Annotated in this window: 20 protein-coding genes; 11 read left to right on the top strand and 9 right to left on the bottom strand. The window is 68.8% G+C overall.

The features are described from left to right. The 6 genes from RMP06_RS03700 to RMP06_RS03675 form a co-directional block, all read left to right on the top strand. On the top strand, positions 1-265 hold a 265-nt coding region (locus RMP06_RS03700), incomplete at its 5' end, for a response regulator transcription factor (RefSeq protein ID WP_310460429.1). Positions 266-348: 83 nt separating this feature from the next. Further along, positions 349-1,206 (top strand): bifunctional methylenetetrahydrofolate dehydrogenase/methenyltetrahydrofolate cyclohydrolase FolD, encoded by an 858-nt coding sequence (folD, locus tag RMP06_RS03695; RefSeq protein ID WP_310460428.1) that lies wholly within the window; start codon positions 349-351, stop codon positions 1,204-1,206. A 14-nt stretch (positions 1,207-1,220) separates the two neighbouring features. Beyond that, positions 1,221-3,263: a M3 family metallopeptidase gene (locus RMP06_RS03690; RefSeq protein ID WP_310460427.1), complete on the top strand. Its 2,043-nt coding sequence runs from the start codon at positions 1,221-1,223 to the stop codon at positions 3,261-3,263. Next, positions 3,260-3,799, top strand: coding sequence for a lipocalin family protein (locus RMP06_RS03685; RefSeq protein ID WP_310460426.1), 540 nt, complete (start codon positions 3,260-3,262; stop codon positions 3,797-3,799). The genes RMP06_RS03690 and RMP06_RS03685 overlap by 4 nt, the downstream gene beginning before the upstream one ends. Before the next feature lie 26 nt (positions 3,800-3,825). After that, entirely contained in the window at positions 3,826-5,019 is a 1,194-nt protein-coding gene (locus RMP06_RS03680; protein WP_310460425.1) for a diguanylate phosphodiesterase, read from the top strand. Next, a complete protein-coding gene (locus RMP06_RS03675) occupies positions 5,016-5,729 on the top strand; it encodes an EAL domain-containing protein (protein ID WP_310460424.1) in 714 nt (237 codons plus the stop codon). Before RMP06_RS03680 ends, RMP06_RS03675 begins: the two co-directional genes overlap by 4 nt. A gap of 15 nt (positions 5,730-5,744) precedes the next feature. Here RMP06_RS03675 and RMP06_RS03670 read toward each other — a convergent pair whose 3' ends face one another. The 5 genes from RMP06_RS03670 to rsmI form a co-directional block, all read right to left on the bottom strand. Continuing rightward, positions 5,745-6,917, bottom strand: coding sequence for a glycosyltransferase (locus tag RMP06_RS03670; RefSeq protein WP_310460423.1), 1,173 nt, complete (start codon positions 6,915-6,917; stop codon positions 5,745-5,747). Between the two features lie 76 nt (positions 6,918-6,993). Next, positions 6,994-8,376 carry a M16 family metallopeptidase gene (locus RMP06_RS03665; RefSeq protein ID WP_310460422.1) on the bottom strand — a complete coding sequence of 461 codons (1,383 nt, stop codon included), beginning with the start codon at positions 8,374-8,376 and terminating at the stop codon, positions 6,994-6,996. Between the two features lie 92 nt (positions 8,377-8,468). Further along, positions 8,469-9,917: a M16 family metallopeptidase gene (locus tag RMP06_RS03660; RefSeq protein WP_310460421.1), complete on the bottom strand. Its 1,449-nt coding sequence runs from the start codon at positions 9,915-9,917 to the stop codon at positions 8,469-8,471. Then, complete coding sequence (locus RMP06_RS03655) at positions 9,886-12,066, bottom strand: diguanylate cyclase domain-containing protein (RefSeq protein WP_310460420.1); 2,181 nt, start codon at positions 12,064-12,066, stop codon at positions 9,886-9,888. Before RMP06_RS03655 ends, RMP06_RS03660 begins: the two co-directional genes overlap by 32 nt. Before the next feature lie 131 nt (positions 12,067-12,197). Beyond that, positions 12,198-13,103 carry a 16S rRNA (cytidine(1402)-2'-O)-methyltransferase gene (gene rsmI, locus RMP06_RS03650; RefSeq protein WP_409050095.1) on the bottom strand — a complete coding sequence of 302 codons (906 nt, stop codon included), beginning with the start codon at positions 13,101-13,103 and terminating at the stop codon, positions 12,198-12,200. Positions 13,104-13,200: 97 nt separating this feature from the next. Between rsmI and RMP06_RS03645 the strand changes: the two genes are divergently transcribed. From RMP06_RS03645 to RMP06_RS03635, 3 genes are read left to right on the top strand one after another with little or no spacing between them, the layout of a single operon-like run. After that, the gene (locus tag RMP06_RS03645; RefSeq protein ID WP_310460418.1) at positions 13,201-13,617 is read left to right on the top strand and encodes a YraN family protein; all 417 of its coding nucleotides are present in this window, start codon (positions 13,201-13,203) and stop codon (positions 13,615-13,617) included. A gap of 20 nt (positions 13,618-13,637) precedes the next feature. Further along, complete coding sequence (locus RMP06_RS03640; protein WP_310460417.1) at positions 13,638-14,222, top strand: phosphoheptose isomerase; 585 nt, start codon at positions 13,638-13,640, stop codon at positions 14,220-14,222. A gap of 4 nt (positions 14,223-14,226) precedes the next feature. After that, positions 14,227-14,856, top strand: a complete 630-nt coding sequence (locus tag RMP06_RS03635) for a BON domain-containing protein (RefSeq protein WP_310460416.1) — start codon at positions 14,227-14,229, stop codon at positions 14,854-14,856. Positions 14,857-14,875: 19 nt separating this feature from the next. On the opposite strand, the gene RMP06_RS03630 is transcribed toward RMP06_RS03635, so the two are convergent. Genes RMP06_RS03630 through RMP06_RS03620 form a run of 3 tightly spaced genes read right to left on the bottom strand, consistent with a single transcriptional unit; the run spans position 14,876 to position 18,016 of the window. After that, entirely contained in the window at positions 14,876-15,781 is a 906-nt protein-coding gene (locus RMP06_RS03630; protein WP_310460415.1) for an NAD(P)-dependent oxidoreductase, read from the bottom strand. 28 nt (positions 15,782-15,809) lie between these two features. Then, on the bottom strand, positions 15,810-16,943 hold the full coding sequence (locus RMP06_RS03625; protein WP_310460414.1) for a PilT/PilU family type 4a pilus ATPase: 1,134 nt from the start codon (positions 16,941-16,943) through the stop codon (positions 15,810-15,812). A 29-nt stretch (positions 16,944-16,972) separates the two neighbouring features. Then, complete coding sequence (locus tag RMP06_RS03620; RefSeq protein WP_310460413.1) at positions 16,973-18,016, bottom strand: type IV pilus twitching motility protein PilT; 1,044 nt, start codon at positions 18,014-18,016, stop codon at positions 16,973-16,975. An 86-nt stretch (positions 18,017-18,102) separates the two neighbouring features. Between RMP06_RS03620 and RMP06_RS03615 the strand changes: the two genes are divergently transcribed. Next, on the top strand, positions 18,103-18,795 hold the full coding sequence (locus RMP06_RS03615) for a YggS family pyridoxal phosphate-dependent enzyme (RefSeq protein WP_310460412.1): 693 nt from the start codon (positions 18,103-18,105) through the stop codon (positions 18,793-18,795). Positions 18,796-18,878: 83 nt separating this feature from the next. Continuing rightward, complete coding sequence (locus RMP06_RS03610; protein WP_310460411.1) at positions 18,879-19,388, top strand: Hsp20/alpha crystallin family protein; 510 nt, start codon at positions 18,879-18,881, stop codon at positions 19,386-19,388. Here the strand turns inward: RMP06_RS03610 and RMP06_RS03605 are convergent. Continuing rightward, positions 19,375-20,448, bottom strand: coding sequence for a LacI family DNA-binding transcriptional regulator (locus RMP06_RS03605; protein ID WP_310460410.1), 1,074 nt, complete (start codon positions 20,446-20,448; stop codon positions 19,375-19,377). The genes RMP06_RS03610 and RMP06_RS03605 overlap by 14 nt on opposite strands. Between the last annotated feature and the right edge of the window lie 13 nt (positions 20,449-20,461).

Genomic DNA, 20,461 nt, shown 5'->3' with positions numbered 1-20,461 from the left:
GGACCGCGCCCGCAGCGCCTTCTCCACGCACCAGGAACAGGCCAGCCGCGACGCCCTGCTCGCCCGCCTGACGACGCGCGAAGCGCAGGTGCTGGAGCGCATCGTCGCCGGCCGCCTGAACAAGCAGATCGCCGACGACCTGGGCATCAGCATCAAGACGGTCGAGGCGCACCGCGCCAACATCATGGAAAAGCTCAACGCCAACACCGTCGCCGATCTGCTGAAGATCGCGCTCGGCGCCACGGCCGCGGCAGCCAAGGCCTGACCCGGCCGTCCCCGCGTCGCACTACCCCCGCACTGCAAGGCCGCTGTCCAGCGGCCTTTTTCATTCCAAGGAGACTTGTCCCCATGCCCGCCACCGCCCAGCTCATCGACGGCAACGCGCTGTCCAAGCAACTCCGCGCCGAAGTGGCGCAACGCGCCGCCGCCCTGACGGCGCGCGGCACGACGCCCGGTCTGGCCGTGGTCCTCGTCGGCGAGAACCCGGCCAGCGCCGTCTACGTGCGCAACAAGGTCAAGGCCTGCGCCGACAGCGGCCTGCACTCGGTGCTGGAGAAGTACGAGGCCGCGATGACCGAGGCCGAGCTGCTCGCCCGCATCGACGCGCTCAACAGCGACCCGAGCATCCACGGCATCCTGGTGCAACTGCCGCTGCCGAAGCACATCGATGACCACAAGGTGATCGAGGCCATCTCGCCGCTGAAGGATGTGGACGGCTTCCACATCGCCTCGGCCGGTGCGCTGATGGTGGGTGAGGTCGGCTTCAAGGCCTGCACGCCCTACGGCTGCATGAAGATGCTGGAGTCGATTGGCATGAAGGATCTGCGCGGCAAGCATGCCGTGGTCATCGGCCGCTCGAACATCGTCGGCAAGCCGATGGCGATGATGCTGCTGGCCGCCAACGCCACCGTGACCGTGACCCACAGCGGCACTGCCGATCTGGCCTTCCACACGCGCCAGGCCGACATCGTGGTCGCCGCGGTCGGCAAGCGCAACGTGCTGACTGCCGACATGGTCAAGCCGGGTGCGGTGGTGCTCGACGTGGGCATGAACCGCAACGACGAGGGCAAGCTCTGCGGCGACGTGGACTTCGACGGCGTGAAGGAAGTGGCGGGCTGGATCACCCCGGTGCCGGGTGGGGTCGGGCCGATGACCATTACGATGCTGCTGGTCAACACCATCGAAGCGGCCGAACGCGCCGCCTAACGCACCGCACCCCCATGACCGACACGAACCCCCTGCTCTCCGCCCAACCGCTGCCCCTGTTCGACGCCATCCGGCCCGAGCACGTGACCCCGGCGCTCGACGTTCTGCTGGCCGACGCCGAGGCCGCGCTCGAAACCGCGGTCGCGCCGGACACCCCGGCCGACTACGACACGCTGTCGAAGGTGCTGTCGGTGGCGACCGAGCGGCTGGGCTGTGCGTGGGGGGCCATCGGTCATCTGAAGGGCGTGGCGGACACCCCGGAGCTGCGCGCCGCGTTCAACGAGAACCTGCCGCGCATCACCGAGTTCTACACCCGCCAAGGCGCTGACGAGCGGCTCTACGCCAAGTACAAGGCCATCGCTGCCAGCCCGTCGGCCGCGACGCTGAGCGCCCCGCGCAAGCAGGCGCTGTCGCACTGGCTGCGCGACTTCGTGCTGTCCGGCGCCGAGCTGCAGGGCGAGGCCAAGACCCGCTTCGCCGCGATCCAGGAGCAGATGGCCGACCTGGGCCAGAAGTTCTCCGAGCACGTGCTCGATGCGACCGACAGCTTCACGCACTACGCCAGCACGGACGAGCTGGCCGGCGTGCCCGACGACGTGCAAGCCGCCACCCGCGCCGCCGCCGAAGCCGAAGGCAAGGACGGCCACAAGCTGACGCTGCACATGCCGGTCTACCTGCCGGTGATGCAGTACGCCGACGACCGCGCCCTGCGCGAGCGGCTCTACACCGCCTACGTCACCCGCGCCTGCGAAGCCGGCCCCACCGAGCGCGACAACGGCCCGGTGATGGCCGAGCTGCTGCGCCTGCGCCAGGAAGAGGCCACGCTACTGGGCTACCCGAGCTACGCCGACGTGTCGCTGGTGCCCAAGATGGCCGAGAACCCGGCGCAGGTGCTGAGCTTCCTGCGCGACCTCGCCCGCCGCGCCCGCCCCTACGCCGAGCGCGATCTGGCCGAGCTGCGCGAGTTCGCGGCGACCGAGCTGGGGCTGAGCGACCTGCAATCCTGGGATTCCGCCTACGCCAGCGAGAAGCTCAAGGAAGCCCGCTACGCCTTCAGCGACCAGGAGGTGAAGCAGTATTTCACCGAGCCGAAGGTGCTCGACGGCCTGTTCCGCATCATCGAGACGCTGTTCGAGGTGGCGATCCGCCCGGACACCGCGCCGGTCTGGCACCCGTCGGTGCGCTTCTACCGCATCGAGCGCACGACCCCGCAAGGCGTGCAGCTCATCGGCCAGTTCTACCTCGATCCCTACGCCCGTTCCGGCAAGCGCCCCGGCGCATGGATGGACGACGTGAAGGGCCGCTGGCTGCGCCCGGACACCGGCCTGCTGCAAACGCCGGTCGCGCACCTGGTGTGCAACTTCTCGACGCCGGTCGGCGACAAACCGGCGCTGCTGACGCACGACGAGGTGCAGACGCTGTTCCACGAGTTCGGCCATGGCCTGCACCACATGCTGACGCAGGTCAGCGAGCTGGGCGTGTCGGGCATCTCGGGCGTCGAGTGGGACGCGGTGGAACTGCCGAGCCAGTTCATGGAGAACTTCTGCTGGGAATGGGACGTGCTCAAGCACATGACCGCCCATGTGGAGACGGGCGAGCCGCTGCCGCGCGCGCTGTTCGACAAGATGACGGCGGCCAAGAACTTCCAGAGCGGCATGATGACGCTGCGGCAGGTGGAGTTCTCGCTGCTCGACATGCGGCTGCACGCCGAGCCAGGCAGCGACGGGCGTGTCCAGCAGGTGGTGGACGAAGTGCGCGACGAGGTGGCGGTGATGAAACCCCCTGCGTTCAACCGCTTCCAGCACACCTTCTCGCACATCTTCGCGGGCGGCTACTCGGCCGGCTACTACAGCTACAAGTGGGCCGAGCTGCTGAGCGCGGACGCCTGGAGCGCGTTCGAGGAAGAAGGCGTGCTGAACCCGGAGACCGGCCGCCGCTACCGCCGTGAGATCCTGGAAGCGGGCGGGGCCAGGGACGCCATCGACAACTTCAAGGCGTTCCGCGGGCGCGAGCCGAACATCGACGCGCTGCTGCGCCACCAGGGGATGGCGGGATGACGCCCCGCCTGCGCACACGGCTGGCCTGCGGCGCACTGCTGGCCTTGCTGGCGGGCTGCACCTGGGCCCCGACCCTGCCGCTGCCGACCGTGGCGTCGGTCGATCTGGGGCGCTACACCGGCGCGTGGTACGAGGTGGCTTCCCTGCCGAACCGTTTCCAGAAGCAGTGTGTCGCCGACACCCAGGCCCGCTACCGCCAGACCGGCGCCGACATCGAGGTCGTCAACCGCTGCCGCACCGCTGACGGCAAGGTCGAGGACATCACTGGCATCGCCAAGGTCGTCCCCGACAGCGGCAACGCCAAGCTGCGGGTGAGCTTCTTCCGGCCGTTCTACGGCGATTACTGGGTGCTGGCGCTCGGGCCAGACTACCGCTGGGTACTGGTGGGCGAGCCGACGCGCCAGTTCGGCTGGGTGCTCTCGCGCACACCGGCCCTCGCCCCAGCCGATCTGGACACAGCACTCGCCCGGGCGGAAGCCTTGGGCTACGCACGCACAGCCTTCAAGGCCACACCCCAGACGCAAGCGCTAGACTGAACCGTTTTCGACTGCATCGCATCGCCATGCCTGCCCTGACCCACCTGATCTACAGCAGCGCCGCCATCCGGCCCTTCTCCAACGAAGATCTGGTCACACTGCTCACGCGCGCGCGCCACAAGAACGCCACGCTGGGGGTGACGGGCATGCTGCTCCATGTGGACGGCAGCTTCCTGCAGGTGCTCGAAGGTGAACCGGAATCGGTCGCGGCCGTGTTCCAGGCCATCTGCGCCGACCCGCGCCACACCCAGATCGTCACCATCATCCGCGAGCCGATCCCGCGCCGTGCCTTCAGCGACTGGAGCATGGGCCATCCCCAGGTAACACCGGAAGAGCTGGCCGAGATCGACGGCGCCAACGACTTCTTCACGGGAGGGGCCTGTCTGACACGCCTGAACCAGGGCCGTGCGAAGAAGCTGCTCTGGGCGTTCAAGGAGGGACGCTGGCGCAGTCGTCTGACAGGGGGCCAGACATCGGCACGTCGGGAACCGGCCTTGCCAGAGCGCCCGCCCATCTCCTTCGCCTTTTCCCCGGTCTTCGACGCGAGCCAGGACACCGTCCTCTCGCACGAAGCCCACCTGTGTGCCCTGGATGGTGGCCCACCCAACGCCGTCCTGGCCCAATGCGCCACGCAGCATGACCGCACCCGGCTCGACATGGAAGCCCGTGTGCTGGCCATCGGTCTGGCGGCACGCCTGGGCCTGACAACCGACCTGACACTTGGCCTGACGGCACACCACCCCCACCATGCCGGACAGGCACTGCGCTCGGTACTGGACACGGCCACGCACTGCGGCATCGCGCCCGAGCGCATCACCATCGCCATCGACCAGGATCGGATGACCGGTGATCCGGCGGGCCTGGCGTCCATCATCCAGCAGTACCGTGGTGCCGGCCTGAAGATCTGCCTCGACCATTTCGGCTCCGGCCGCTCGGGGCTGAACCAGGTCGAGGCGCTGCAGCCCGACAGCATTGCGCTCAACGAGCACCTTGTGCGCAGCATCGAATCCAATGGCCCGCGCCAGGCCATCGTGCGCGGCATTGTCCAGACCTGCGACGATCTGGGCATTGATGTGATCGCCAAGCATGTGGCCGCAGCGGCCGAATACGATTGGTTCCGGGCAGAAGGCATCACCATTTTCCAGGGGCCGCTGATCGGCCCGGCGCTGTTCGAAACGCTCAGCCACAGCCTGCAGCGGCCCGCCGGAACCAGCCTGTGACCCTCCAGCCACCCTTCACCTTCGCGTTCCAGCCGATTGTCCGGGTGACCAGCGGCGAGATCGTCTCGTTCGAGGCCCTGGTGCGGGGTCTGAACGGGGAGTCGGCGGCCCAGGTGCTCGGCCGGGTCGATCCGCTCGACCGGCACAAACTCGACCTTCAATTGCGCAGGGAGGCCATTCAACTGGCCTCGGTGCTGGGCGGGCCGTGCCACCTGAACCTGAACCTGATGCCGCGCAGCCTGGCGATTGCCCCCGAGGCCATTTCCTCGACCCTGGCCATGGCAGCGCACTGCGGCATGCCCCCTGACCACATCACGCTGGAAATCACTGAAAACGAGATCATCGACGACCCGCGCGAGTTCTCGGAGCAGATCAACAGCTACCGGGCCTCGGGTGTGCGCCTGGCCATCGACGACTTCGGTGCCGGCTACGCAGGGCTGAACCTGCTGGCGGAGTTCCAGCCCGACGCGATCAAGCTGGACATGACGCTGGTGCGTGGCATCGAGAGCCGCGGCCCGCGCCAGGCCATCGTGCGCGGCATCCACCGCACCTGCCTCGACCTGGGCATCGATGTCATCGCGGAAGGGGTGGAAACCGAAGCCGAATACTGGTGGTTCCGCCAAGAGGGGGTGGAACTGTTCCAGGGCTACCTGTTTGCTCGGCCCGGCTTGCGGCAGATGCCGATGGCGTTCTACCCCACGCAGAGCTGAGCCGCGTGGCGTCGGTCAGCCACGCCGTCCGGCGCGCGCCACCTGCTCGCACACCGCCAGCGTCTCCACCGCCACGTCGTCCCAGGTGCGGCTCATCGCGGCAGCGATCGCCGGACGGTCCCACGGCTGGTCCAACGCCTGCCGCAACGCCGTCGCCAGCGCCTCGGCGTTTTTTGGCGGGATCAGGATGCCGTTGTCCGCGTGCAGGATCTCGCGTGTCCCGCCCACGTCTGTCGCCACCACCGGGCGCCCGCACGCCACGCCCTCCACCACCACGTTCGGATAGCCCTCGCTCCAGCTCGGCAGCGTCAGCACGTCGGCGGCGTTGATCCACTCGGCGACCTGCTCGGGTGCCTGACCGCCGGGCAGGTGAACCCGTTCGGTCAGCCCGGTCGAGGCCACCAGCGCCATCAGCTCGTCCTTCATCACGCCGTCGCCGACGAGGGCCAGCGTCACCTTCGGGTCGTCCTTGGCGAGTTGCTGGAAGGCAGTGATCAGCTCGCGCATGCCCTTGGCTTCGACGAAACGGCCGACGTAGACGATCATCTTCTCGTCCGGTTTGACGCCCCACTTCGCCCGCAGCGCCGGCTGGTCCAGCGGCTTGAAGACGGCGGTATTGAAGCCGTTGATGATGGTGTGGACCCTGTCGGCCGGTGCGCCGAACTCGCGGATCGCGTACTGGCGCATCGCCTCGCTCACGGTCAGCAGCGCGTCGATGCCGCCGATGGTGCGGCGGGTCATCTTGTCGTTGATGCCGGAACGCACATGGATGTCCGAGCCGAGCGCCCCGACGATGCACGGCACGCCCAGCGCCCGCGCCGTGCGCATCGCGGCGAACCCGTCCGGATAGACCCAGTACGCCAGCACCAGGTCCGGCTGGAAACGGCGCACCCGCGGCGTCAGGGCGAGGCTGGCGATGTGGCCGTTGTAGCCGCGGCTGACCACGGGCACGCCGGGGAAGGTGAAGGCCTCCACGTCACAACCATCGAGCGTGTAGTCCGACCCGACCGAGCCGTAAATGAAGCTGCGCGGCTTGAACCCGGGGATGCGCGGGTACTGCATCGTCTGGAAGAACGTCCTCACCGTGGCGAGCTTGCCGAGGGAGCGGGCGGTTTCGTGGATGTAGCGGCCCCGCGTCTGGTCGTGCGGAACGGGCAGCATGGGGGTGACGAGGGCTATGCGCAGCATCTTGGGCTCGGACGGCAGAGGAGTCGGGTAAGCCGGGATTGTCGCGGCAAACCACGGCGCCGATCTGCGCCACCGTTCAGCGGCCCAAAGGGGGACCAGCGACGATGGTGCGCAGCCGCTCCGCTGTCCAGTGGCGCTGGGCGAAGGCACGCACCTGCGCCGGACTGATCGCCTCCAGCTGCGCCAGCCACCGGGCCAGGCGCGCCGGGGCAGCGCCCAGCGCCCAGTCCTCGCCGATGCGGGCAACCAGCCCGCTGGTGGTGTCGAGCTGCCGAGCCAGCCCGCCGATCAGCGCAGCCCGGCGCGCAGCCAGTTCTGCCGCGCCGACCGGCTGCTGCGCCAGCGCCAGCATCTGGGTCTGCATCAGCGTGGCAACCTCGGCCGCATGGACGTGGTCGGTCTGCGCCGAGGCGATGAACAGGCCCGTCAGGCGGTGCTGCTCGATGCGCCCGGTCACCCCGTAGGACAGCCCCCGCTGGATGCGCACCTCCTGGTTCAGCCGTGCCGAGTAGCCCGCGCCGACCACCGCAGCGGCCAGCGTGCCGGCTGCGTGGTCCTCCGCTTCGGTGCCGACAAACGGTGCGCACACCAGCACGCTGGTCTGGGCGGCGGCCGGCAGGGGGAGCTGCAGGGTCAGCGGCAGGCGCGGCGCGGCCAGGAGTGCGGGTGGCTCGGCAGGTTCATCCAAAAGGGGTTCTGGTGGTCGCGCCCAGTCCGCCAGCACAGGCCAGACCCATGCGCGCGCACCCGCTGTATCGAGGTCGCCGGTCAGCACCACCGCCACCCGGTCCGGCCGCACCCAGCGGCGGTGCAGCGCCACCACGTCCTCGCGCCGCACCGCCATCAGCTGGGCCGGCGTGGTCACGCTGCCTTGCGGATCGGCGCCCCAGGCGGTGCGGCGAGCCACCAGGGCCGCGAGCTGCGCGGGATCCTGCAGGCGCAGCGCCAGCGCATCGCGTGCCTGCGCCCGCACCGCCAGCAGATCGGTCGCAGCGAACACCGGGTGCCGCAGCAGATCCGACAGCAGTGCCAGCGCCGCCGCAGCGCGCGGGGCCAGCACGGTCATCTCCAGCACGGTCAGGCGGTCTTCCACCCGGACCGATACCGCACTGCCCAGTGCCTCGGCCTGCCGCGCCAATGCCACGCCATCGACCCACCGATCCCGCCGCCGCGCCCCCCGCGTCAGCAACTGCGCCATCAGCTCGGCCACGCCGCGTCGGCCGGGTGGATCGAACGCCGGTCCGCAGCGCACCATCAGCGCCACACTCACCAGCGGCAACCCCGGTCGGGGCGCGACGATCAGCGTCAGACCGTGTTCCCCGAACACCGTCTCGGTGCGCTCGGGGATGTGCAGCGCCAGCATCGGGCCGGGCTCGGGCAACAGCGGCGCGGCGGACGGTGCGGGCACGTCGGGCACCCGCGTGGCCATCTGCCCCGCGGCCGGGACCGGGACCGGCACAAGCCCCCGTCCCGGCGCAGCGCACCCCCCCGCAGCAGCCCCTAGCACAGCAGTGCCACCACGGACAAGCCAATGCCCGAAGGCCCGCCGCTTCACGGAATGCCTCCCGAGGCAGATGGCGCCTGGACATAGCGCAGCGTGACCCGGTGGGCGTCCAGCACGTAGGTGCGCAGCACCCGCTGCACATCCTCCGCACGCACGGCCTGCAGTTGTCTCAGCTCGACATCGGCCGCGCGTGCGTCCTGCCGGCGCACCACCGCCCAGCCCAGCGCCAGCGCGCGGCCTTCGGCGGTCTGGCGCGCCACCAGCGCCTCGGTGAGCAGCTGGGTACGCACCTTGTCCAGCTCGCCGATCGGGATGCGGCCGTGGGCCAGCCGGTGGATGGCGCGCAGCAACGCGGTTTCCAGCAGCGGCAGGCGCGGATCGCGGCGCGCATCCCCTCCGACCACAGACGGCCCCGCAGCGATCGCCCAGGCGCTGAGCATGCCGGCATCCGCGTGCAGATCGACACCAAACCCTGCGCTCTGCGCGAGCAGCGCGCGCTCGACCAACCCGACCGACAGACGCGAGGAATCGCCCTCGCCCAGCAGCGCCGCCGCCACGCGCAGCGCCGCCGCCTCGGGGTGGGCCGCGCCGGGTGCCTGCCACAGCAGCGCCAGCGCAGGGGCAGGTACCTGCGGCGCCGTCAGCGTGGTCCACTGGTTGCGCTCGCGGCGCGGTTCGCGCACCAGCACCCGAGGCACGGGGGCGTCCGGTGCGACCAGCGCGCCGAAGTGCCGGTCCACCCAGGCATCGACCCGCGCAGGAACGACATCCCCGGCGACGATCAGCGTCGCGTTGTCCGGTCGGTAGTAGGTGGCGTGGAAGCGGCGCACGTCGTCGAGGCTGGCGGCGTTCAGATCGTCCATCCGCCCGATGACCGGATGCCGGTAGGGGTGGACCTGCCAGAAGGCCGGCGCCATGCCGTGGAACAGCCGCCCGTAGGGATCGACCAGCACCTTCTGCCGGAACTCCGACTCGACCACTGCACGCTCGCTGCGGAACTGCGGCTCGCTGACCTGGAGTTGCGCCATGCGCTCGGCTTCGGCCCAGAGCAGGCGCTCGACATGGTTGGCAGGCACGACATTGAGGTAAACGGTGGCGTCCTCGGTGGTGAAGGCGTTGTTCTGGCCGCCGACATCCTCGGTCAGCCGGTCGAAGGCCTCGTCGGCGAGGTGGCGGGTGCGCTTGAACATGAGGTGCTCGAACAGGTGCGCGAAGCCGGAGCGCCCCGGTGGATCGTCCTTGCCCCCCACCCGGTACCAGACCTGCACCGCCGCAGTCCCTGCGCCCACCCGCTCGTCCGGCAGGACCACCACCTGCAAGCCATTGCGCAACACGCGCACCCGCGGCGACAGCGTCGGCATGCGCACCCTGCCCAGCGGTGCCTGCGACTGCGCCTGCGTGACCACCGTCGTCAGCCCGGCCGCAGCCAGCGCGGCGGCGCCCTGCCGCAGCAGGTGACGGCGTTCAGGGCGCACCGAGATCGGTGTCGTGCGCATGGTGGAAACGCAGCCCGTTGCGGCCCTCGCGCTTGGCCCTGTACATGGCAGTGTCGGCGCGGCGCATCAGCGTGGCCTCGTCTTCACCGTCGTCCGGGAACACCGCGATGCCAATGCTGAACGACACCTGCAGACTCACCGCGCCGATCCGGTAGGGCTGCGACACCGCAGCAAGGATGTGGCGCGCCACCTCGGCCGCGTCCTCGGCCAGATTGATCTGTGGCAGCAGCACCACGAATTCGTCGCCACCAAGCCGGCAAACCGTGTCACTGGCACGCACGGCACCGAGCACGCTGCATGCCACCTGGCGCAGCAGTTCGTCGCCAACGTCGTGGCCCTGCCGGTCATTGATCAACTTGAAGTGGTCGAGGTCAAGGAACATCACCGCCAGACAGCCGCCCATGCGCCGGGCCAGTTGCAGTGCCTGCTGCAGGCGGTCCTGCAGCAGCAGGCGGTTGGGCAGGCCGGTCAGCGCATCGTGCTGGGTCTGCCGGACCAGGGTGCGGGCGAGTTCGTGCGCGGTCGTGGTGTCCTGGAACGTCGCGACAGCGCCCAGCAGCGTGCCGGTGTCCGGGTCGCGCATGGGCGTGATCGTCTCGCGGATGACGCGGCTGCTCGCATCCCGATGCAGCAGCCGCGCAGCCTGCGCACGCACACCATCCCCATCGCGCAGACAGGCCAGCACTGGATCAGCCAGCGGCTCGCCACTGTCCAGATCACGCCGCTGCACCACGGTGCCGTAGAACTGGTCGATTGCCTGCTCTGCTGTCCAGCCCGTCATCTCCACCGCCGCGGGATTGAAGCTGACGATGCAGCCGCGCTCGTCGGTACCGATCACCGCGTCGCCGATGCTCGCCAGCATCACCGACATGCGCTGGAACTGCACGGCCAGCTGTTCGGCCAGCCGCTTGCGGGTGACGTCCTCGACGATGGCCAGCGCGCGCGCCATGCGGCCCTGGGCGTCGTGCTCCCCGGTGGCCGACAGCAGCACATCGACGAGTTGCCCGTCCCGGCACACCATGCGCAGCTCGATGTCGCGGCATTCGCCCGTGCGGATGAAGTTCGGCCAGACCTCCCCCACGATGCGCCGGCACGATGGCTCGTCCAGGAAGTCTGTCACCCGGCGGCCGACGACCTCGTCGGCGAGGTATCCCAGGTGATCCAGCCAGCGCTGGCTGACGGCCACGATGCGGCCATCGCCGTCGATGGAGTGCAGCATGGCGGGCGTGCGCTCGTAGAGCTGCCTCAGCCGTTCACGTTCACGCTCCAGCGCACGCTGGCGCCCACGCGCCGACTCCATCGCCGCAGCCAGCAGCAGCGGCGGCAACAGCGCGGCGAGCAAGGGCAGGTGCAACAGCAGGGTCTGCCAGTCGCCACTGACCTGCGGAAGATCCAGGCCGCCACGCGAGATCGTCGCGCCCACGGCGAGCGAGACCAGCCAGACCTGCAGTGCAACGTGGACATACGGCTGGCGCACGGCCGCCAGCAGGATGGGGAGTCCCAGGTAGACAAAGGGAAACGGCAGGTACGGCAAGGCGAACACCGCCGTGCCGACGGACAGCGCCATCAGGCCCAGCGACGGGACGCCGAGCAGCGTGCGCACCAGGGCATCGGCGCTGGTGCTGCGCGCCGCCAGCGCCAACCCCAGCGGCAGGACGGCCGCCGTGCCGATCAGGCTGCCTTCGAACCAGGTCAGCCAGAGGTTCGTGGTGGACTGCGGGGCCACCCCCGTCGCGCCCAGCAGGGGCACCGCCAGGGTCGCACCCAGCAGCGCCGGCAACAGCACCGCCCGCCACCAGACCTGCCCGCCTGCCCGCGGGCTGCGGTGGATCTGGCGCCAGTCCGGGTGGCGGGCCAGCAGCCAGCCGCCCAAGGCCATCTCGCCCAGGTTCGGCACGGCGTACAAGACGGCCGACTGCAGATCTGCGCCGGCCACGCCATTGGCAACCAGCAATCCAGCCGCCAGCGCGGCCAGCGTCGATCGCCAGCGCGGGCGACCCGCCACCAGCAGGCAGCACGCCCCGAACGCATTGGCATACCAGAGCGTGGCCATGCCGACCGCACGACACGACAGCGCGATCGACAGACTGGCCAGCAGCGCACAGCCCACCACCACCGCCACCAGCCACCGCAGCCAGGAGGGCCACACCGTGCCACCGTGGCGAGAATCTCGCGGTTCTTGTTCCATGTCCAACATGACCGAACGTCCCCCGACGCAAGCAAATCGATCGATGATTCCGCCCTATTCTGGGGCGGCAGCGCGGGAAATACCAAGCGGTATCAACGCCGCACCCGGCCTCGCCGGTCCGGCAATCGCGTCGGGGGCAGATCGATCGGCGCCACATGGCCCCGGGATTCTGGCGTTTCATGCGCATTTCCGGCCTGGTGACGCAGCGCCAGCGCCTGCTCGTACAGGGCGTTGCGTGCGCCGCCCGTCACCTGGGCTGTCAGCGACACCGCCTGTTTGAGGGGGAGTTCGGCCATCAGCGTGCGCAGCAGGTGGTCGGTCGACACCGTATCGGCATCCGCTGGTGCCGCCTCGCTCGCCCCGCGGGCGTGCAGCACCAGCACGAACTCACCGCGCCGGTGGTCCGCGTCGGCAGCCAGCCAGGCGGGGAACGCAGTGCAGTCCAGCGTGTGGATGTCCTCGAACTGCTTGGTCAGCTCACGGCAGACGGTCAGCCGCCGCGCGGGCAGCACCTCCGCCAGCGCATCGGCCAGCGCCTCGATGCGGTGCGGCGCCTCGAACAGCACACAAGTCCCGGGATCAGCCCCAAGCTGGCGCAGATCCTGCCCACGTGCAGCCGCCTTGGGCGACACGAAGCCGACGAAGCGGAACCCGCCGCCGGCCACATCGCCCGCCGCACTGAGCGCCGTCACCACGCTGCTGGCCCCCGGCAGCGGGACCACGCGGAAACCCGCCGCCCGCACCGCCGCCACCAGCCGTGCGCCGGGATCGGAGATGGCCGGCGTACCAGCGTCGCTGACGTACGCTACGCGCTCGCCGCGGGCCAGGCGTTCGATCACCAGCGGGGCGGCGGATTCCTCGTTGTGCTCGTGCAGGGCGATCAGCGGGCGGTGCAGCCCCAGGCGCTGCAGCAGGCCGGCGCTGACCCGCGTGTCCTCGCAGGCCACGGCGTCCACCAGCGACAGCACGTGGATGGCACGCAGGCTCATGTCAGCCATGTTGCCGATCGGGGTGGCCACGACATACAGTGCCGAGGCGGGATGCTGCTGGTGCCCCGCTGCCGCGCTGGCGGCTTGCAGGATCAGGGGGGAAACAATGGTATCGAGGCTCACGGGCAGCAATCGCGGTGACAAGGGCAGTGACAAAAAGGACATCGGCGACGCCGGCGAGGAACGCGCCTTGGCGCACCTGCAGCAGCAGGGACTGGTGCTGGTGCAACGCAATTATCGGGTCGCCGCCGGACCCTCCGCCCGCGCCGGCGAAGTGGATCTGATCATGCGGGACCGGGACCGCGACGGCACACTGGTGTTCGTCGAAGTCCGCCAGCGCGCCCGGTTCGACCACGGCGGTGCAGCCGCCAGCGTGACGCGGTCCAAGCAGATGCGGATCATCTTCGCCGCGCGCCACTACCTGCAGCGCCACTGCCGGGTCTGGCCGCCCTGCCGGTTCGACGTGGTCGCCATCGACGGCGATGACCTGACCTGGCTGGTCGCAGCCTTCGATGCGGGTTGAAAGCTGGAATATCATCGGCCATGCTTGAGCAACGCATACAACAACAGTTTTTCGACAGCGCCGACCTGAAATACGCCGCAGCGGAGGTGCTCACGCGCCCCGTGAGCGAAGCGGCCCAGGTGCTGCTGAATGCCATCACCTCGGGCTGCAAGGTGCTCGCGTGCGGCAATGGGGGATCCGCCGGGGATGCGCAGCATTTCGCCGCCGAGTTCGTCGGCCGCTTCGAGCGCGAGCGTCCGGGCCTGGCCGCGCTGTCGATGTCCACCGACACCTCCATCCTGACGGCGATCGGCAACGACTACGCCTTCGACCAGATCTACGCCAAGCAGGTCCAGGCGCTGGGCCAGCCGGGCGACGTGCTGCTGGCCATCACCACCAGCGGCAACTCGGCCAACATCCTCGAAGCGATCGACGCCGCGCACCAGAAGGACATGGTCGTCGTGGCGCTCACCGGCAAGGGGGGCGGCAAGGTCAATGCCGCGCTGAACGACGGTGACATCCACATCTGCGTGCCGCACGACCGCACGGCGCGCATCCAGGAGGTGCACCTGCTGGTGATCCACTGCCTGTGCGACGCGGTCGATGTTTCACTGCTTGGAGAATGACCCGATGGCCCTGCTGCACCCTTTCCGCCTGAATTCCCCGCTGGTCGCACTGATCGGCACCGCCCTGCTGTGCACCTCGCTGGCCGGCTGCGCGCCGCTGCTCGTGGGAGGCGCAGCGATGGGCGGAGCGATGGTGGTGACCGACCGGCGCAGTTCGGGCGTGCAGCTGGAGGACGAGACCATCGAGCTGAAGGCCGGCCAGCGCGTGCGCGCCACAGTCGGCGAGCGCTCGCATGTGAACGTCACCAGCTACCAGCGCCAGGTCCTGCTGACCGGCGAGGTCTACAACGAGACCGACAAGACCGCGATCGAGGCCGCCATCACCAAGATCGACGGCGTGAAGTCGGTGGTCAACGACCTGGCCGTGATGTGGCCCAGCGCGACCAGCGAGCGCTCGCGCGACCTGCTGCTGGCGGGCAAGATCAAGGCCACCTTCGTCGACGCCGCGGGGCTGTCGTCCAATGCCTTCACGGTCGTGACCGAACGCGGTGTCGTCTATCTGATGGGCCGCGTGACCGAGGAAGAAGCCACCCGGGCGATCGACCTGGCGCGTGCGGTGCCCGGCGTCGTGAAGGTGGTGCGGCTGGTCGAGGTGATCACCCCCGAGCAGCTCAAGAACATCAAGGGCCGCTGAGCGGCGGCCCTGCCCCGCATCAGCGCAGGCGCTTGATCAGGCTGGACGTGTCCCAGCGCCGGCCGCCCAGGGCCTGCACCTCGGCGTAGAACTGGTCGACCAGCGCCGTGACCGGCAGCCGCGAGCCATTGCGGCGCGCCTCGTCCAGCACCAGCCCGAGGTCCTTGCGCATCCAATCCACCGCGAAGCCAAACTCGAACTGGCCGTTCACCATCGTCTTGCCGCGGTTGTCCATCTGCCAGCTCTGCGCTGCGCCCTTGCCGATCACGTCGAGCACCTGGTGCATGTCCAGCCCGGCGTTCTGGCCGAAAGCGATCGCTTCGGACAGGCCTTGCACGAGGCCGGCGATGCAGATCTGGTTGACCATCTTGGCGAGCTGCCCGGCGCCACTCTCGCCCAGCAGCGTGATCGCGCGCGAGAACGCCATCGCCACCGGCTTCATCGCCTCGAACGCCGCCGCGTCGCCGCCACACATGACCGTCAGCAGACCATTGACGGCACCCGCCTGACCCCCGGACACCGGCGCGTCGATGAACTGGCCACCCTGTGCAGCGACCAGCGCGGCCAGCTCGCGCGCCACATCGGCCGACGCGGTGGTGTGGTCCACCAGCAGGCCACCTGTGCGCAGACCAGCGAGCACGCCGTCCGCGCCCAGCACGACCGAGCGCAGGTCATCGTCATTGCCGACGCACAGGAAAACGATGTCGGCACGCTGCGCCGCCTCGCGCGGTGTCAGGGCCATCGCGGCGGACAGCCCTTCAGCTGCGTGCTGCGTGACCCAGGCTTCAGCGCGGGCGGCGGTGCGGTTGTAGACCGTGACGCGGTGGCCGGCGCGGGCGAGGTGGCCGGCCATCGGGCCGCCCATCACACCGAGGCCGATGAACGCCACATCACGGGCGGGAACGGAGTCGTAGGTCTTGGGCATGTCGAGGGTAAAGGGTCGAGGTCGAGGGTCAGACGATCTTCAGGCCACCGGTTTCGGTGGGCGCTCCAGTGCGCGCGCGCATGCTGTTGAGCTTGATCTGCAGCCGCAGGTCATTCACCGAATCGGCGTTGCGCAGCGCGTCGGCCGCCGTAATGTAGTAGCCCTCGAACAGATCGAACAGGGCCTGGTCAAACGTCTGCATCCCGTGCTCGCGGCCCTTCTTCATCACTTCCTTGATGGCGGAGACTTCGCCCTTGAAGATCAGGTCGGAAATGAAGGGGGTGTTGAGCAGGATCTCGACGGCGGCCATGCGCCCCGCACCGTCCTCACGCGGAATGAGCCGCTGCGACACCATCGCCTTCAGGTTCAGCGACAGGTCCATCAGCAACTGGTCGCGGCGCTCTTCGGGGAAGAAGTTGACGATGCGGTCCAGCGCCTGATTCGCGCTGTTGGCGTGCAGCGTGGCCATGCAGAGGTGGCCGGTCTCGGCGAAGGCCACGGCGTGCTGCATGGTCTCGCGGTCGCGGATCTCGCCCATCAGGATCACGTCCGGGGCCTGGCGCAGGGTGTTCTTGAGGGCGGCATCCCAGGTCAGTGTGTCGATGCCGACTTCGCGCTGCGTGATGATGCAGTTCTTGTGCGGATGCACAAACTCGACCGGATCCTCGATGGTGATGATGTGGTCACAAGCGGTCTCGTTGCGGTAATCGACCATCGAGGCCAGCGTGGTGCTCTTGCCGGACCCCGTGGCGCCGACCAGGATGACCAGCCCGCGCTTGAACATCGTGATGTCCTTGAGTATGCTGGGCAGGCCGAGCTTGTCGATGCTGGGCAGCTCCTTCGGAATGGTCCGCAGCACCATGCCCACCTGCCCCTGCTGCACGAAAGCGTTGACGCGGAAGCGCCCGATGCCCTGCGGCGAGATCGCGAAATTGCACTCCTTGGTGCGCTCGAACTCGGCCGACTGCTTGTCGTTCATGACCGAGCGGGCCAGGGCCATCGTGTGCTGGCTCGACAGCGGCTGTGGAGAGACCTTGACCACCTTGCCATCGACCTTGACGGCGGGCGGGAAGTCGCAGGTGAGGAACAGATCGGAGCCACCGCGCGAGACCAGCAGGCGCAGCAGATCGTTGATGAATTTGGAGGCCTGGTCGCGTTCCATGGTGGGGAGAGTTCAGTGGTGGAACGGCCTCAGCCGGGGAAGTTTTCAGGCGAACGGGCCTTGGCGCGGGCCTCGGCTGGGGTGATCTGGCCGCGGCGCACGAGGTCGGCGAGGTTCTGGTCGAGCGTCTGCATGCCCTGGCCCTGGCCGGTCTGGATGACCGAGTACATCTGCGCCACCTTGGCCTCGCGGATCAGGTTGCGGATGGCGGGGGTGCCCAGCATGATCTCGTGTGCGGCGACCCGGCCGGTGCCGTCGCGGTTCTTGCACAGCGTCTGCGAGATCACCGCCATGAGCGACTCCGACAGCATCGCGCGGACCATGTCCTTCTCGTCGCCGGGGAACACGTCGATGATCCGGTCGATGGTCTTGGCCGCGCTCGACGTGTGCAGCGTGCCGAAGACCAGATGGCCGGTTTCCGCCGCGGTCAGCGCCAGCCGGATCGTCTCCAGGTCACGCAATTCGCCCACCAGGATCGCGTCCGGATCCTCGCGCAGCGCCGAGCGCAGCGCGTTGGCAAACGAATGGGTCTGCGTGAACACCTCGCGCTGGTTGACCAGGCATTTCTTGGATTCGTGGACAAATTCGATCGGATCCTCGACCGTCAGAATATGGCCATATTCCGACTCGTTGAGGTGATTCACCATCGCGGCCAGCGTCGTGGACTTGCCGGAGCCCGTCGGCCCCGTCACCAGCACGAGGCCACGGGGTTTCAGCGCGAGTTCGCCAAACACCTTGGGCGCGTTGAGGTCTTCGAGCGTCAGGATCTTGCTGGGAATGGTCCGGAACACCGCACCGGCGCCGCGGTTCTGGTTGAACGCATTGACCCGGAACCGCGAAAGTCCTTGAATTTCAAAGGAAAAATCGCACTCCAGCGTCTCCTCGAAGCTCTTGCGCTGCGAGTCGTTCATGACGTCGTAGACCATCTCGTGGATGCGCTTGTGGGGCAGCGGATCAACATTGAGGCGGCGGACATCGCCATGCACACGGATCATGGGCGGCATACCCGCGGACAGATGCAAATCTGACGCCTTGTTACGAACCGCAAACGTCAGTAGCTGTGTGATATCCATGCAATTGCTCCTCGGACCTGACGGCCAATGAACCGATTTTCCCGAAGAAAACGTGGAGAAAAATGAAAACTTCGATCCCGACGATTATGACGACCATCTCCGACAACGTACAAGCCACACAAGCGCGGCTAAATCGGGCCTGTTTCGCTGCACAGCGCCCCGGTGACACGGTGGCGCTGCTGGCAGTGAGCAAGCGGCAAACGGCCGAGGCGGTGCGCCAGGCACACGCGGCCGGACTCTGCGCCTTCGGCGAAAACTATGTGCAGGAAGGGCTGGACAAGATCGCCGCGCTGGCCGATCTGCGCGCCGTGTTGCAGTGGCACCTGATCGGGCCGCTGCAGAGCAACAAGACCCGCGCCGTCGCCGAAACCTTCGACTGGGTCCACAGCGTCGATCGCCTGAAGACCGCACAACGCCTGAGCGAGCAGCGCCCCGAAGGGCTGGCGCCGCTGAACGTGTGCCTGCAGGTCAACATCAGCGGCGAGGACAGCAAGAGCGGCGTGGCGCCTGCGAACGTCCCGGCGCTGGCCCATGCCGTCGCCGCGCTGCCGAGGCTCAGGCTGCGCGGACTGATGTCGATCCCCGAGCCGGCCGACACGCTCGACGCCCAGCGCGCGCCACACCGCGCCTTGCATCTTCTGTTCGACCAGCTCAACGCGGAGGGCCTGGCGCTGGACACGCTGTCGATGGGCATGAGCGCGGACCTGGAAGCGGCCGTACACGAAGGGACGACGACGGTGCGCATCGGCACAGCGATTTTCGGCGCACGGGAGGCATGAGACGCCCTTGAACTTGGCGTGAACAACCGCACGTTCGACAAGTGGCAGGGCGCCGCCTTGCCCACCGCAAAGGAAGGCTGACCATGATCAAGATCGATGAACTCCGCGAGGGCTTCGGCACGTTCTGGGGCTCGGTGTCCGAGGGCTGGGACCGCCTGCGCCACACGGCGGCCGGCGCACTGACCCGCTTCAAGCCGGGCGAGCAGACCGCCCTGCCCGAGCGCGCCCAGATCGACGATCCGCTGCATTTCCCGGCGCAATCCTGGTCCATGCTCGGCGGCGATGTGTTCGAGGACGAACAGCGGCTGGTCGTGCGCATCGAGGCGCCGGGCATGGAGAAGGACAACTTCGCCATCGAGATCAGCGGCGACACGCTGGTGGTGCGCGGCGAGAAGCGTTTCGAGGGGGAATCGACCGAGGGCCGCTGGCGTGTGCTGCAGTGCGCTTACGGGGCGTTCCAGCGCACCGTGCCACTGCCGGCCGCCGTGCGCGGCGACGAGGCCAAGGCCAGCTACCGCAACGGCGTGCTGAAGGTGGAGCTGCCCAAGATGCGGCCGGGCAAGCCGACGTCGGTGAACATCAAGGTGGATTGAGCCTGGCCTCGTCCAGCCGGTGGGCCGGCACGTTGAACGGCGTGATCACCTCGACGTTCGAACGGGTCGGCATCGACACGGCGTGCGCGACACCGTGGGCCTGCATCACCAGCCGGCAGGCCAGGTGCAGGTCGTGGTGCAGGTCGTGGTGCAGCACCGCCGACAGGCGTCCCGCCCGCAACAGCGCAAGGTTGTCGTCGTCCAGGTCATGGCCGATGAACACCCGGCAGGGACGACCCGCCGCCTCGAACGCCGCCAGGATCGCCGCGTTGGCCCCGCCGACCGAGTACACCGCCGCGACGGCCGGGCAGCGTGCCAGCAGTTGACCGACCGCCTCCCGCGTCGGCGCATGCAGCCCGTGCCCGGTGTCCATGACGTGGACACGGCTGGCGGGGCGGGATTGGCCCAGCGCCTGCACGAAGGCGGCGATGCGCTCCCCCTCGCCCTGAAAATGCGGGCCGCTGGAGGAAACCAGCACGTCGGTCGGCGCCCCCTCCAGCGCCAGCGCCGACGGCCCGAGCCACTGGTCCGTCAGGTAGGCCGCGGTCTGGCCGGCGCGGTGGTTGTCCAGCCCGACATACGCCCGCCGCGGCGCCTCGCGCAGATCGGTCACGAGCGTGACCACCGGGATGCCCCGCGCCTGCAGCCGCGCCACCGCCTCGGTCACGGCGGGCACATCCGGCGCCTTCAGCAAGACCCCCTGGCTGCCACGCCGGCCGATCGTGTCGAGCACCGCGATCAGCTCGGGCAGCGCCATCGTCTCGGCCAGATGCTCACGGACGCGGAACACCGCTGGCGGCATCCGCTGCACCGCCACCGCCAGCGTGTCGCGCACCATCCGGGAAAAGCGCGACGGGGCCTCCATCACCAGGTCGATGAGGAACCGCCGGCCCTTCAGCCCCACCTGCTGGTGCTGGCGCTCCAGTTCCAGGCACGCCTGCTGCACACGCCGCCGCATCGCCGGACTCACCCCCGGCCGGTCGTGCAGGACGCGGTCCACGGTGGCCAGGCCAATCCCTGCCTGCCACGCGATCTCCTTCATCGAAAACGCCTTGCTCATGGTTGGCGAGGAT

It is taken from the genome of Sphaerotilus sp. (assembly GCF_031429695.1).
Lineage (GTDB): Bacteria > Pseudomonadota > Gammaproteobacteria > Burkholderiales > Burkholderiaceae_C > Sphaerotilus.
This window is presented reverse-complemented; position numbering and strand designations above follow the sequence as displayed.

Bases quoted from the DNA above. Each gene is read 5' to 3' on its own strand.
- RMP06_RS03635 (WP_310460416.1), top strand. From the start codon at position 14,227: ATGGCCCTGCTGCACCCTTTCCGCCTGAATTCCCCGCTGGTCGCACTG.
- RMP06_RS03605 (WP_310460410.1), bottom strand. From the start codon at position 20,448: ATGAGCAAGGCGTTTTCGATGAAGGAGATCGCGTGGCAGGCAGGGATT.
- RMP06_RS03625 (WP_310460414.1), bottom strand. From the start codon at position 16,943: ATGGAACGCGACCAGGCCTCCAAATTCATCAACGATCTGCTGCGCCTG.
- RMP06_RS03640 (WP_310460417.1), top strand. From the start codon at position 13,638: ATGCTTGAGCAACGCATACAACAACAGTTTTTCGACAGCGCCGACCTG.
- folD (WP_310460428.1), top strand. From the start codon at position 349: ATGCCCGCCACCGCCCAGCTCATCGACGGCAACGCGCTGTCCAAGCAA.
- RMP06_RS03680 (WP_310460425.1), top strand. From the start codon at position 3,826: ATGCCTGCCCTGACCCACCTGATCTACAGCAGCGCCGCCATCCGGCCC.
- RMP06_RS03615 (WP_310460412.1), top strand. From the start codon at position 18,103: ATGACGACCATCTCCGACAACGTACAAGCCACACAAGCGCGGCTAAAT.
- rsmI (WP_409050095.1), bottom strand. From the start codon at position 13,103: ATGGCTGACATGAGCCTGCGTGCCATCCACGTGCTGTCGCTGGTGGAC.
- RMP06_RS03660 (WP_310460421.1), bottom strand. From the start codon at position 9,917: ATGCGCACGACACCGATCTCGGTGCGCCCTGAACGCCGTCACCTGCTG.
- RMP06_RS03690 (WP_310460427.1), top strand. From the start codon at position 1,221: ATGACCGACACGAACCCCCTGCTCTCCGCCCAACCGCTGCCCCTGTTC.
- RMP06_RS03645 (WP_310460418.1), top strand. From the start codon at position 13,201: ATGGTATCGAGGCTCACGGGCAGCAATCGCGGTGACAAGGGCAGTGAC.
- RMP06_RS03685 (WP_310460426.1), top strand. From the start codon at position 3,260: ATGACGCCCCGCCTGCGCACACGGCTGGCCTGCGGCGCACTGCTGGCC.
- RMP06_RS03610 (WP_310460411.1), top strand. From the start codon at position 18,879: ATGATCAAGATCGATGAACTCCGCGAGGGCTTCGGCACGTTCTGGGGC.
- RMP06_RS03630 (WP_310460415.1), bottom strand. From the start codon at position 15,781: ATGCCCAAGACCTACGACTCCGTTCCCGCCCGTGATGTGGCGTTCATC.
- RMP06_RS03670 (WP_310460423.1), bottom strand. From the start codon at position 6,917: ATGCTGCGCATAGCCCTCGTCACCCCCATGCTGCCCGTTCCGCACGAC.
- RMP06_RS03620 (WP_310460413.1), bottom strand. From the start codon at position 18,016: ATGGATATCACACAGCTACTGACGTTTGCGGTTCGTAACAAGGCGTCA.